This window comes from Microbacterium sp. LWH10-1.2 (assembly GCF_038397765.1).
In the GTDB taxonomy this organism is placed as follows: domain Bacteria; phylum Actinomycetota; class Actinomycetes; order Actinomycetales; family Microbacteriaceae; genus Microbacterium; species Microbacterium natoriense.
On sequence record NZ_CP151638.1, the window covers coordinates 264,736 to 276,637 of the forward strand.

Genomic DNA, 11,902 nt, shown 5'->3' on the forward strand with positions numbered 1-11,902 from the left:
CTGACATGAACGCGGCATCCGATGCCCTCATCCGCCTCGACGGCGTCACGAAGACCTTCGGGTCGACCACGGCGCTGAAGGACGCGTCGCTCCAGGTCTCCCGGGGCGAGATCGTCGTGCTGCTGGGGCTCTCCGGCTCCGGCAAGTCCACACTGCTCCGCCACCTCGACGGGCTCGAGGTCCCCACCTCCGGCTCGGTCGAGGTGCTCGGCCAGCAGGTCCCCGCGCTGAAGGGCGGCGCGCTGCGCCGGCTGCGCAGCCGCGTCGGGTTCATCTTCCAGCAGTTCGAGCTGGTGCCGTCGTTGACCGTGCTCGAGAACGTGCTCACCGGATCGCTCTCCACGGTGCGCGGCCCGCGGCTGGGCCTGTGGGGCTACTCGAGGGCCGCCAAGCTGCAGGCGCTCGAACACCTCGACCGCGTGGGTCTCCTCGACCGCGCCTACCAGCGCAGCGACACCCTCTCGGGCGGACAGCAGCAGCGCGTGGCCATCGCCCGCGCCCTCATGCAGAAGCCCGACATCCTGCTGGCGGACGAGCCCGTCGCGTCCCTCGACCCCGAGTCCAGCGACCAGGTCATGGCGCTGATCCGCGAGATCGCGGCGGATGCCGGTCTCACCGTCGTGTGCAGCCTGCACCAGGTCGACCTCGCGATCTCCTGGGCCGACCGCATCGTCGGCCTGCGGCACGGCGAGATCGTGCTCGACACCGTGACCGACGGACTGAGCAAGGCCGCGGTCATGGAGATCTACGGGCGGGTCGCGACGACCACCGCCGAGATCCAGGCCGTGCAGGTCGAACTCGCGGATGCCGTCGCCGAGGTGGCTGCGCAGTGACCACCCTCACCGGCGCCCCGACCGGGGCCGCGACCCAGGGGCCTCGTGGCTCCGTCTCCGAACGCGCCCCGCGGCCCCGCATCTCTCCGGAGCGCATCGCGGCATCCCTCACGCTCGTCGCACTGGTCGTGCTCGGCATCCTCGCGGTCAACGAGGTGGGCATCTCGATCCCGGCGATGGTGGAGAGCTGGGGCAACGCGGAGAACTTCTTCGCCCGTGTGCGCGGTCTCTCCTTCCCCGAGGCCGGAGACCTGATCTGGCTGATCGCGCTGACCGTGGGCCTCGTGCTCACGGGGACGCTGCTCGCGGCCGTCCTCTCCGTGCCCATCGCATACCTCGCCGCATCGAACACGACCCCCGGCAACGGATGGCGTCTCGCCGCGCGCTTCATCGGCGTCCTCACCCGTGCCATCCCCGACGTCGTGCTCGCGATGGCGTTCGTGCTCATGTTCTCGCTCGGAACGCTCCCCGGCATCCTCGCCATCGGCATCCACTCGATCGGCATGATCTCGAAGATGTTCGCCGACGCGATCGAGCAGATCGACGAGGGGCCCCGTCTCGCGATCCGGGCCGCGGGCGGGTCGAAGATGCAGGAGTTCACCTCCGGCGTCCTGCCGCAGGTGCTGCCCAGCTGGGTCGCGACCGTGCTGCACCGCAACGACATCAACCTGCGCGGCAGTGTGGTGCTCGGCTACGTCGGCGTCGCCGGACTCGGCCTCGAGATGTCCTACGCGTTCAAGGCCCTCAACTACGGCAAGGGCCTCGGCATCGCCCTGGTCATCTTCGTGCTCTGCATCGTGATGGAGATCGTATCCAGCCTGGTGCGCGGCGCGATGCTCGGACAGCAGCAGCAGACGCGCTCGTGGATCGACCGCATCGTGCACCCCCGCCTGGGCGGCCGCACCCCCGCAGCGCCGGAGGTGCGAGCAGCATGGGCCGCGAGCCCGCAGACGGCCGTGCGCCGACCGTGGACCGGCCAGCGCGTGCGGCACACGATCGCCGGAGCCGTCGCCGTGCTCGTCGTGATCGGCGGCGTCGTCGTCAGCGACATCAACTGGCTCGACTTCGTCACGTTCTGGGGGCGCGTCCCCGAGGTCGCCGCGAAGTTCTGGCCGCCGTCCTTCGGCAACTACGACGCCACCGTCATGATCGTCGCCATGCGCGACACGGTCGCGATCGCCCTCGCGGCCACCGTGCTCACCCTGCTCCCGTCCCTGGTGCTCGGCTCGCTCGCCGCCAGCAATGTGGCGCCGAGCAGGGGTGCGCGAGGCGTCGCGCGCTTCCTGCTCGTCGGCATCCGCGGCATCCCCGAGCTGATCCTCGCGATCGTGCTCGTCGTGATCACCGGTCTCGGACCGCAGGCGGGAGTGATCGCCCTCGCCATCGGCGGCATCGGGCTGCTCGGCAAGCTCATCGCGGACTCCTTCGAAGAGGTCGACAGTGGCCCGGAGCGCGCGCTGCGCGCCGTCGGGGCGACCCGCCTGCAGACCTACACCTCGGCGACCGTGCCGCAGGGCACCCGTGCGCTGATCGGACACAGCTTCTACATGCTCGACACGAACATCCGCGCGGCGACGATCCTCGGCATCGTCGGCGGTGGAGGCGTCGGCTACTACCTGCTCAACGCCAGCCAGGGCTCCCGGTACGAGACGGTCACCGCGATCGTGCTGATGATCCTCGCCACGGTGCTCGTCGTCGAGGGGCTCGCGATGTGGATGCGGAAGGTATTCCGGTGAGCCGCGCCGACGTGGTCGTCGTGGGTTCCGGCATCGTCGGACTCGGAGCCGCGTACGCCGCCGTGCGCCGCGGGCTGCGCGTCACCGTCGTGGACCGGGCGGATGCACCGGTCGGAGCGACGATCCGCAACTTCGGGCACCTCTGCATCGGCGCGCAGACCGGCGAAGCCCGCCGCTACGCCGACCTCTCGCGAGAACTGTGGATGATGCTGTCGCGCGACGCGGGGTTCTGGCTGCGCGAGTCGGGGACGCTCGTCGCCGCCCGGCACCGCGACGAGCTGGCCGTGCTGGAGGCTGCAGACGGAGACGACATCCGGATGCTGGATGCCGACGAGCTGCTGCGCCTCGCACCGCTCCGGCCCGAGGGTCTTCTCGGCGGAGCGCACATCGCAACGGATCTGCAGACGGATCCCCGCACCGCGGCATCCGCGATCGTCCGTCATCTCGCCGACCTCGGCGTCTCGTTCCTCTTCCGCACGGCGGTGACGTCGATCGCCGCGGGGCGGGTGGGCACCACCCGTGGCGCGATCGAGGCCGGGCAGATCGTCGTCGCGGTCAATCACGATCTCGATCAGCTGCTGCCCGAGATCGCCGAGCGCGTCGGCGTAGAGCGCTGCGCGCTGGACATGATGCGCGCGGCGGTGACGCTGCGGCATCCGCTCGCCGCCCCGCTGCTGACCGGGTGGTCGCTCGTGCGCTACGGGCGCTTCGCCGGATCCGCCGAAGCCGCGGCACTGCGCGAGCGCCTGCACGCCGAGCGGCCCGATCTCGCGGCGATCGACCTCAACCAGATGTACACGCAGCTGCCGGACGGCACGCTCATCATCGGCGACTCGCACGCCACGTCGGCGGCGCCTCCGCCCTTCCAGCCGGAGTCCGCGTTCGACGCGTTCCTGACGGAGGCGCGGGCGCTGTTCGACATGCCGGAGCCCCGCGTGATCGAGCGCTGGCAGGGCGTCTACGCCAAGGGGCCGCAGGAGTTCCTCGTCGAACGTCCTGAGGAGGGGGTGCTGGTGCTCGCCGCGACCACCGGCATCGGAATGACAACGGGTCTGGGGCTCGCTGAAGAGAATCTCACCGCCGCCTTCGGGTGGGCACCCGCAATGGAAGGAACATCATGACCACTCCTCTCGAACTCGCCGTCCTCGACATGGCAGGAACCACGGTGCTCGACGACGGCGTCGTCGAGCAGGCGTTCCAGCGCGCAGCCGAGCGCACGGGCGTCGCCGATCGGATGCCGTGGGCCGAGGCCCTCGACTACGTGCGCGTCACCATGGGGCAGTCGAAGATCGACGTCTTCACCCACCTGTCGGGCGGCGACGCGCTGGCCGCAGCCCGCGCCACCGCCGAGTTCGAGGGGGCCTACGCCGAGATCGTCGCGGAGCAGGGGGTCTCCGAGATCCCCGGCGCCGCCGACGCGATCCAGGACCTGAAGGATGCCGGTCTCGCGGTCGTGCTCACCACCGGCTTCGCGCCCGTCACGCGCGATGTGCTGCTGAACGGACTGGGCTGGGGTGACCTCGTCGATCTCGCGCTGTCTCCCGTGGACGCCGGGCGTGGACGCCCCGCCCCCGACCTCGTGCTCACGGCGCTGCTGCGCACGGGCGCCACCCGGGTGTCGGCCGTCGCCGTCGCGGGTGACACCACGAGCGACGTCGAGTCGGGTCGCCGCGCGGGCGCGGGCTTCGTCGCCGGCGTGCTCAGCGGAGCGCACGATCACCGGGCGCTGTCCGCCGCGGGCGCCGACGCGGTTCTCGCCGACGTCACGGGTCTGCGTGGCGTGCTCGCCGAGCGCGGGTTGCTCCCTCTCGCCTCCCGCGTCTGAGCCGGACATGGGCACGCTGCTGATTCGCCCGCCCGGCCACCGCAGAGACATCGCGCTTCGCCCGGCGGCCACGGCCATGGTCTGGATCGGCGAGGGCCACCCGCACGAGATGATCGCGGTGCCGGGCGTGGCCCTCGGCGACCGCGACGCGCTGGTCGCGGTCGAGATGTCGACGATCTGCGGGTCCGACGTGCACACCGTGCAAGGGCGCCGCTCGGCGCCCACACCCCTCGTGCTCGGGCACGAGAGCGTCGGTCGTGTGATCGCGCTCGGGGATGCCGGGGCGCTCGCCGTCGACGGCACACCGCTGCGCATCGGCGACCGGGTCGTCTGGTCGGTCACGGTGTCGTGCGGAACGTGCGACCGCTGCCTCGCCGGCCTCACGCAGAAGTGCCGGTCGCTGGGCAAGTACGGCCACGACCGGATCGGGGTGCACGGAGACCTCACGGGCGCGTTCGGCAGCCACGTGCAGCTCCGCGAGGGCACGGCCATCGCGCGCGTGCCGGAGACGCTGCCGGCGTCGGTGCTGGCGCCGGCAGCGTGCGCGACCGCCACCGCCTGGGCCGCGGTCGCCCGCGCTCGCCGCAGCCTCGAGGGGGCGACCGTGCGGATCCACGGCGCGGGACTCGTCGGACTCTCCGCCGCGGCCATCGCCGCGGAGCAGGGAGCGCTCGTCGAGGTGCGCGACCCGAACCCGCAGCGCCAGGCGCTGGCCACGGCCTTCGGTGCGACGACCCTCGACCGTGACCCGGAGGTCGTGATCGAAGCCTCAGGGCATGCGGTCGCCGAGGCGATCGACGGGGTCGCCGTCGGCGGCGTCGTCGTGCTCGTGGGCAGTGTGTTCCCCGCAGAGCCTGTTCCCCTCGACGCCGAGAGCATCGTCCGCAGGCTCGTCACGATCGCCGGGGTGCACAACTACACGGGCGCGGAGCTCGCCGAGACGGTCGCCTTCCTCTCCGGCCGGGGCCGCGCCTATCCGTTCGCGGACGCGGTGGGCGAGATCCGTCCGCTGGGCGAGCTCGACGAGGCGCTGGCCGCGGCATCCGCTCCCGGAGCCCCGCTGCGGATCGGACTCGTGCCGGGCTGACGCCGGTACCCGGTCGTCGAGCGAGCGGAGCGCGCCCGGACGGGCTCCCGGGGCGCACGGCCGCGGGGCACGCCTCACCCGGTCGTTGAGCGAGCGGAGCGAGTCGAAACGGTTCCCGGGGCGCGCGGCTCCGGGGCCCGCCCCTAGGCTGGAGGGGTGCAGCAGCCAGCGTCGTCCCGCCCTCTCGTCGGCGTCGCCCTCGTCGTCGGCTCCTGCGCCTCACTGCCCTTCGGGGCGGCTGTCGCGGCGCAGCTGTTCCCGAAGCTCGGGCCCTGGGGCGTGACGTCTCTCCGGGTCGCGATCGCCGCGCTCCTGCTGCTCGTCATCGTGCGTCCGCGCCCGCGCAGCTGGAGCCGACAGCAGTGGATCGCCGCCGTCCTGTTCGGTGTGTCGCTGGCGGCGATGAACGGATTCTTCTACGCCGCGATCGACCGCATCCCCCTGGGTCCCGCCGTCGCGATCGAGTTCGTCGGACCGCTCGTGCTGGCGGCGGTGCTCACCCGACGGCTCGCCGATGCCGTGTGGGTCGGCATCGCCCTCGTCGGCATGGCGCTGCTCGGGGTCGACGGCATGGTCGGCGCCGAACCTCTCGACCCGCTCGGGGTCGTGTTCATCCTCATCGCCGCCGGTTTCTGGGCCATGTACATCCGCATGAGCGCCCGTGTCGGCGCGTTGATCCCCGGGACCAGCGGACTGTCGATCGGTCTCGTCGTCGCGGCCGTGCTGTTGCTCCCGGTCGGAGTCCCCACGTCCCTCGTGGTGGCGGGGGAGCCGGATCTGCTCGTGCTCGCCGCGATCACCGCCGTGCTGTCGTCGGTGATCCCGTACACGTTCGAGCTGGCGGCGCTGCGGCGGCTGCCTCAGCGCGTGTTCGGCATCCTGCTCAGCCTCGAGCCCGCCTTCGCGACCCTCGCCGGCTGGCTGGTGCTCGGACAGGACGCGACCGTGCTGCGGATGCTCGCGGTGGGCCTCGTGATCGCGGCCAGCGTCGGCACCACCCTCGGCGTGCGCAGGGATCGGCGCCCCGACGGGCCGTTCACGGCGCCGATCCCTCTTCCCGACTGAGTCAGACCCGCGCGGGAGCCGCCTCCGGAAGCGGGTACCGCCGGCGCAGCACGACGCGCTGCACGAGGGTCCACGCCACCGTGACCGTCAGGTACAGCGCCGCCGCGAGCGGGACGAACACCGCGAACACCGCGGTGAGGTAGTGCATCGCACTCATGATGCGCAGCATCCCGGGGGAGGACAGCGGAGAGTCGTCGACCGGCGTGGGGCGGAACACCCTCCGGGTGATGTCGGCGATCACGATCATGATGGCGATGAGCACGCCGTAGACCAGCAGGGTGGGGAGCTGGAACGGCCCCGCGGTGAGCATGTGCAGCAGGCTCGTGCCCAGCGGTGCGCCGAACAGGTCGTGCTCGAGCAGGGCGTTGGGGTGCCCGGCGATCTCCGGCCGCAGGAACAGCGTGTAGAGGATGCCGACGACGGGCGCCTGAGCGAGCACGGGGAGCATGCCCGCGAAGGGGGAGGTGTTCTCGGAGCGGTACAGCTCCAGCATCTCCTTCTGCAGCCGCTCCGGGTTCTTCTTGTGCTTCTGCTGCAGGGCGCGCAGCCGCGGTGCGAGGCGCGCTCTGGTCTGCTCGGCCTTCGCCTGGGAGATCCCGACAGGGATCAGCAGGGCGCGCACCAGCAGGGTGACGAGCACGACCGCGAGGGCGGCCGCGGATGCTCCGGCGAGCGGGGTGAGGATGGTCGAGAGTCCGGCGAGGCCGCCGTAGGCCGCGTCGAGCAGCCAGGTCAGGGGAGGGAAGGCGAAGATGTCCAAGAGGGGTCCGTTCGTGTGCGGGAAGGGTCGGCGAAGACCGCGCAGTCCCGTACGAGAGACGGACTACGCGGCGACGGCGACTCCCGGCGCACGAGGGCGCGGGTGGCCTGCGGCATCCGGATCGCTCTGACTCAGCAGCGCGCCGATGTCGATGGCGCGCAGCGGGTGTGGAGCATCGGCATCCGGAGCGGGCCCGACGGCCAGGGCGAGGGCGATGGTGAGGGCGGCCAGCGCGACCAGGGCGATCGCGAGACCGAGCGCTGCGGCATCGGGCATGGACACGAGGCCGAGGGCGGTCGCGACGAAGCCCAGCATCTGGCTGATCCACTCGCTCATGCGCACCCCTCTCCGAGCCGAGGGTATCACCGCGTGCGGGGAACGGTCATACTCCGCCGCGGCTGTGCGCTGCGGGCGTAACGTCGAAGCATGAGCCTCTTCGACGTCGCGCATCCGATCGTCCTCGGCCCGTTCGGCGGGCTGTCGTCCGTGCCGCTCACGGCCGCCGTCAGCGAGGCGGGAGGACTCGGATCGTACGGGCTGTACGGCTACGACGCCGACAGGATCCGTGCCACGATCGCGGCGTTGCGGAACGCGACGGCCCAGCCGTTCGCCGTGAACATCTGGCTGCCGACGGGCGACGAGGTCGAGCCGAACGCGCAGCACGCGATCTTCGCGCAGGCCCTCGCGCCCTTCTACGAGGCCGTCGGCGTCGACGTGCCTCCGCGCCCCGCGCAGTACCTGCCGTCGCTGGAGGAGCAGACGGATGCGATCCTCGCGGCCGCCCCCGCGGTGCTCAGCGTCGTCTTCGGGGTGCCGTCAGCCGAGCTGGTCGACGACGCGCATCGCCGCGGCATCCGTGTGGTGGGCACGGCGACCACCGTCGGCGAGGCGGTGGCGCTCGCCGGGTCAGGGGTGGATGCGATCGTCGCGACCGGGGCGGAGGCCGCGGGGCACCGAGTGTCGTTCCTGCGGCCTGCCGAGGAATCGCTCGTCGGACTCTTCTCCCTGCTCCCGCAGGTGGTGGATGCCGTCGACGTGCCCGTGATCGCGGCAGGCGGCATCGCCGACCGTCGCGGCGTCGCCGCCGCCTTCGCGCTGGGCGCCTCCGGGGTGCAGATCGGCACGGCGTTCCTGGCGACGGAGGAATCGGCGGTGACCGATGCCCATCGCGATGCGATCCGCGCGACGGCGGCCGACGAGACCGTGCTGACCAGGGCGATGAGCGGTCGTCTCGCTCGCGGGGCGCGCAACAGGGCGATGAGGGCGATCGAGGCAAGCGGCACGATCGCGCCGTTCCCGATGCAGAACTGGCTCACCGGGCGGTTCCGCGCCGCCGCGGGGGAGCAGAACCTCGGGGAGCTCCAGTCGCTCTGGATGGGGCAGTCCGCCCCGCTCGCGCGCTACGCCACGGCATCCGAGGCGTTCGCCGAACTCGTGGCGGGAGTCCCGGTGCGCTGAGGGCGCGCGTGCGGCGCGTGCGGCGCGTGCGAGCGAGGAGTCAGGAACGGTCGGGTGTGGACGCCGTGAGGCGACGTTTTCCGACCCCTCACATTTGGCACGAGGTGAGGGGTCGAGAACGGTCGGGTGTGGGCCCTCGAAGGCGGCGGTCTCTGACCCCTCGCGCCTTGACGACGCGTGCGCGCGGAGGCGGGCGGGCTAGAGGATGACGGTCGAGCGGCCGTGCACGATGACGCGGTCCTCGGCGTGCCACTGCACAGCGCGGGCGAGGACGAGGCGCTCGACGTCGGCGCCGCGGCTCTGCAGCTCGGAGGCCGACTCGGAGTGCGTCACCCGGGTCACGTCCTGCTCGATGATCGGCCCCTCGTCGAGGTCGGCCGTCGCGTAGTGCGCGGTCGCGCCGATGAGCTTGACGCCGCGGTCCTTGGCCCTGGCATAGGGGTTCGCGCCGATGAACGCCGGCAGGAACGAGTGGTGGATGTTGATCACCGGGGCGCCGAGGCGCTCGATGAAGTCGTCGGTGAGGATCTGCATGTAGCGGGCCAGGACGACGAGGTCGACGTTGCCGCGCAGCAGCTCCAGCTGCCGCTCTTCCATGAGCTGCTTGTCACCCGAGGGGATGTGCACGAACGGCACGCCGAAGGAGCGGACCGACTCCGCGAGGTCGGGGTGGTTCGACACGACCATCGTGATGTCGATGTCGAGCTGGCCGCGCTGCGTGCGCCACAGGAGTTCCATGAGGCAGTGGTCGTACTTCGAGACGAAGATCGCGACGCGCTTGCGGCGAGCGGTGTCGTGCAGCGACCACTCCATGCCGAACCGTTCGGCGACCTTCTCGAGGTCCGCTTCAAGGGCGGTCCTGGCGGCGGAGAGACCGGGCAGGTGGATGACGGTGCGCTGGAAGAATCGTCCGCCTTCGGAGTCCGTGGAGTGCTGGTCGAGGGAGATGATGTTGGCCCCGTGCTCCGCGAGCACGCCGGCGACGGCGGCGACGATGCCGGGCTGATCGTCGCAGGCGATGAGCAGGCGGGCGGTATCTGGCTGAGACATGGGGGCTCCTCGAGGGTGTGCAACGATTCTGCCGTGGATGCGACGACCGGGCGAATCGGCTCCTAACCTGGAGGCGTGGACACTGCCGCACAGCTGCTCGATGACGCCCGAAGCGCCCTCTCCGGCGCGCCGAAGGAGGGGCTCGGCGAGGAGCGCGAGTCGCGCTGGCGAGGGCACCGCATCGTGAGGGTCGGCGAGGCCTGGCACCTCGGCGTGCTGCTGCTCACCGAGTCGCACGCGCTCGCGACGGCCGAGGTGCTGCGGGCTGCGGAGCTCGGACGTCGGGGGTTCACCGCCGAGTCGGCGCGCGATCGGGCGGAGCGGCGGGCGCTGGCCCTGCGCGGCGGATTCGGCGAGGGCGACGTCGCGCACGTCGGCTGGACCGTGATCGACGTGGATGCCGTGGATGCCGGCGGTGCGTCCGGTCCGCTGGCGTCGATCGACGGTGTGCCGTCCGTGAGATGGAGCGCGGCGGGCGGGTTCATGCCTCTGGAGGCGTACCTTCGCGAGCGCGTGGAGCTGCTGCGCGACGCGGGTCGCTGAGCGGAGTCCGTGGTTCTGTCTGAGGCGATCGTGGCATCGGAGCAGGGCCCAGTGCCGGTTGCTCAGGCGAAGTGCTCGGCGAATCGTCGAAGCAGTGCCGCGCCCTCGGTGACGGATGCCGCGAGCACCTGGCCCTGCACGAGATCGAACTCGTCCGGGTCGAAGTAGCCGGTGGTGCGGTAGAACGTCATCCGGTCGGCGAAGTCGCGCGGGGTGGGTTCCGGGTGGAACTGCGCCGTGTACAGGTGGGCGCCCACGCGGTACGCCTGCACGGGGCAGGTCGCGTTCGTGGCGAGCAGCACGGCGCCCTCGGGGACGGCGACGGCGCTCTCCTTGTGCGCGGTGAACACCGTGAGCGCCGGCGCGCTCGGACCGAAGATCGGGTCGACGTCGCCCTCGGGTGTGGTCTCGATGACGGTGGCGCTCGCCGACTCCGGGGTGTCGTTCGCGACTTCTCCGCCGAGCATCCGTGTGACCACGCCGATGCTGAAGCAGGTGAAGAACGCCGCGATCCCGCCGTCGATGGAGTGCTGGGCGAGGCGTTCGAGATCGGCTTCGACCCGACGTTGCAGCGGCGACTTCGCGGCGTCGCTCACGTTGAAAGGGGACCCTCCGATGACGACGCCGCGGTAGCGGGCGAGGCGCGTGAGGTCGAGCGGCTCGTCGAGGAGGTTGAGGCGGTCGACTACGTCGACCCCGAGGGCGCGCCGGAAGGATGCGTGTTCGGCATCCGCCGCCCCGGTCTCCGGGCGCACGCAGACGTAGAGAAGCGAGGCCATTCGGAGATTCTACTGAGCGCGGGCTCAGCGCGACGAGTTGGCGGTGCGGCCTCGAACGATGCCGACGAAGGTGTCGACGTCGGCTGTTGTGCGATCGCGGGGCCAGGCGAGAGCGACCGTCGAGATCGGGCCGTCGGTGAGGATGCGGTAGTCGACGTCCTTGCGGTGGTGCAGTCGGGCGATGGACATCGGCACCACCACGATGCCGGCTCCGGAGGCTGCGGTCTCGATCGCGTTCTCGGCGGAGAGCGGCGCGAACGAGGCGAGAGTCGTACCGGGTAGGTCGAGCTGGCTGAGGGCGTCGTCGAGCAGGGGGATCACGACCTCGCCGTCGAGGTCGGACGAGGTCAGCTCGTCAGCGGCGAGGAGATGCGAGTCGATTGCGGCGACCACGACGGGCAGCTCGTCGTACAGCGTGATGACGTGAAGAGCATCATCGGTGAGCGGCAGTCGCACCAGCGCCGCGTCGACCTCGTCGATCGCGGACTTCTGGGTGGACACCGTGATCGGCACGAGCTCGAGCGGAACCTTGGGCATCCGGTCTTTCCACGCATCGATCCATTTGCCCGGGGTCGCGCCGGCGACGGCGCCGAGGCGGAACGTGCGTGCCTCCTCGGTCGTGAGGTCCTGCGCGTCGAACACCACCGGAGACGTCTTCTTCGGGGGCTTGCTCGGAGGATAGCGTTCAGCCGGAGCCGCCTTGTTCTTGCGTACGGGCCCGGCCGGGCCGCGGGGACGCGAGGGGCGCCGCGGTTGTTTCGCCATC

At 71.4% G+C, this 11,902-nt stretch carries 13 protein-coding genes; 8 read left to right on the plus strand and 5 right to left on the minus strand.

What is annotated here, in order from left to right:
* Positions 1–5 precede the first annotated feature (5 nt).
* The 6 genes from phnC (at position 6) to MRBLWH10_RS01115 (ending at position 6,546) form a co-directional block, all read left to right on the plus strand.
* Positions 6–833 (plus strand): phosphonate ABC transporter ATP-binding protein, encoded by an 828-nt coding sequence (gene phnC / locus MRBLWH10_RS01090; protein WP_105672848.1) that lies wholly within the window; start codon positions 6–8, stop codon positions 831–833.
* Positions 830–2,569, plus strand: coding sequence for an ABC transporter permease subunit (locus MRBLWH10_RS01095; RefSeq protein ID WP_341941329.1), 1,740 nt, complete (start codon positions 830–832; stop codon positions 2,567–2,569). The genes phnC and MRBLWH10_RS01095 overlap by 4 nt, the downstream gene beginning before the upstream one ends.
* On the plus strand, positions 2,566–3,690 hold the full coding sequence (locus MRBLWH10_RS01100; protein ID WP_341941330.1) for a TIGR03364 family FAD-dependent oxidoreductase: 1,125 nt from the start codon (positions 2,566–2,568) through the stop codon (positions 3,688–3,690). Before MRBLWH10_RS01095 ends, MRBLWH10_RS01100 begins: the two co-directional genes overlap by 4 nt.
* Entirely contained in the window at positions 3,687–4,394 is a 708-nt protein-coding gene (locus tag MRBLWH10_RS01105; protein ID WP_341941331.1) for an HAD family hydrolase, read from the plus strand. Before MRBLWH10_RS01100 ends, MRBLWH10_RS01105 begins: the two co-directional genes overlap by 4 nt.
* Before the next feature lie 7 nt (positions 4,395–4,401).
* Positions 4,402–5,481, plus strand: a complete 1,080-nt coding sequence (locus MRBLWH10_RS01110) for an alcohol dehydrogenase catalytic domain-containing protein (RefSeq protein WP_341941332.1) — start codon at positions 4,402–4,404, stop codon at positions 5,479–5,481.
* Positions 5,482–5,637: 156 nt separating this feature from the next.
* Entirely contained in the window at positions 5,638–6,546 is a 909-nt protein-coding gene (locus tag MRBLWH10_RS01115; RefSeq protein WP_341941333.1) for a DMT family transporter, read from the plus strand.
* 1 nt (position 6,547) lies between these two features.
* On the opposite strand, the gene yidC is transcribed toward MRBLWH10_RS01115, so the two are convergent.
* Both yidC and MRBLWH10_RS01125 read right to left on the minus strand, forming a co-directional pair.
* The gene (gene yidC, locus MRBLWH10_RS01120; protein ID WP_341941334.1) at positions 6,548–7,306 is read right to left on the minus strand and encodes a membrane protein insertase YidC; all 759 of its coding nucleotides are present in this window, start codon (positions 7,304–7,306) and stop codon (positions 6,548–6,550) included.
* A 63-nt stretch (positions 7,307–7,369) separates the two neighbouring features.
* Positions 7,370–7,642 carry a DUF6412 domain-containing protein gene (locus MRBLWH10_RS01125; RefSeq protein WP_341941335.1) on the minus strand — a complete coding sequence of 91 codons (273 nt, stop codon included), beginning with the start codon at positions 7,640–7,642 and terminating at the stop codon, positions 7,370–7,372.
* 90 nt (positions 7,643–7,732) lie between these two features.
* Here MRBLWH10_RS01125 and MRBLWH10_RS01130 point away from each other — a divergent pair, with 90 nt between their 5' ends.
* Positions 7,733–8,764 (plus strand): DUF561 domain-containing protein, encoded by a 1,032-nt coding sequence (locus MRBLWH10_RS01130; protein WP_341941336.1) that lies wholly within the window; start codon positions 7,733–7,735, stop codon positions 8,762–8,764.
* 198 nt (positions 8,765–8,962) lie between these two features.
* Here the strand turns inward: MRBLWH10_RS01130 and purU are convergent, their stop codons facing one another.
* The gene (gene purU, locus MRBLWH10_RS01135) at positions 8,963–9,814 is read right to left on the minus strand and encodes a formyltetrahydrofolate deformylase (RefSeq protein WP_105672840.1); all 852 of its coding nucleotides are present in this window, start codon (positions 9,812–9,814) and stop codon (positions 8,963–8,965) included.
* A 75-nt stretch (positions 9,815–9,889) separates the two neighbouring features.
* Between purU and MRBLWH10_RS01140 the strand changes: the two genes are divergently transcribed.
* Positions 9,890–10,357 (plus strand): glutaminase, encoded by a 468-nt coding sequence (locus MRBLWH10_RS01140; RefSeq protein ID WP_341941337.1) that lies wholly within the window; start codon positions 9,890–9,892, stop codon positions 10,355–10,357.
* A 62-nt stretch (positions 10,358–10,419) separates the two neighbouring features.
* Here MRBLWH10_RS01140 and MRBLWH10_RS01145 read toward each other — a convergent pair whose 3' ends face one another.
* On the minus strand, positions 10,420–11,136 hold the full coding sequence (locus MRBLWH10_RS01145; RefSeq protein ID WP_341941338.1) for a GMP synthase: 717 nt from the start codon (positions 11,134–11,136) through the stop codon (positions 10,420–10,422).
* 24 nt (positions 11,137–11,160) lie between these two features.
* Positions 11,161–11,901 (minus strand): LysR substrate-binding domain-containing protein, encoded by a 741-nt coding sequence (locus MRBLWH10_RS01150; protein ID WP_341941339.1) that lies wholly within the window; start codon positions 11,899–11,901, stop codon positions 11,161–11,163.
* Position 11,902: the final 1 nt, after the last annotated feature.

Bases quoted from the DNA above. Each gene is read 5' to 3' on its own strand.
- MRBLWH10_RS01145 (WP_341941338.1), bottom strand. From the start codon at position 11,136: ATGGCCTCGCTTCTCTACGTCTGCGTGCGCCCGGAGACCGGGGCGGCG.
- MRBLWH10_RS01150 (WP_341941339.1), bottom strand. From the start codon at position 11,901: ATGGCGAAACAACCGCGGCGCCCCTCGCGTCCCCGCGGCCCGGCCGGG.
- purU (WP_105672840.1), bottom strand. From the start codon at position 9,814: ATGTCTCAGCCAGATACCGCCCGCCTGCTCATCGCCTGCGACGATCAG.
- MRBLWH10_RS01105 (WP_341941331.1), top strand. From the start codon at position 3,687: ATGACCACTCCTCTCGAACTCGCCGTCCTCGACATGGCAGGAACCACG.
- MRBLWH10_RS01130 (WP_341941336.1), top strand. From the start codon at position 7,733: ATGAGCCTCTTCGACGTCGCGCATCCGATCGTCCTCGGCCCGTTCGGC.
- phnC (WP_105672848.1), top strand. From the start codon at position 6: ATGAACGCGGCATCCGATGCCCTCATCCGCCTCGACGGCGTCACGAAG.
- MRBLWH10_RS01110 (WP_341941332.1), top strand. From the start codon at position 4,402: ATGGGCACGCTGCTGATTCGCCCGCCCGGCCACCGCAGAGACATCGCG.
- MRBLWH10_RS01125 (WP_341941335.1), bottom strand. From the start codon at position 7,642: ATGAGCGAGTGGATCAGCCAGATGCTGGGCTTCGTCGCGACCGCCCTC.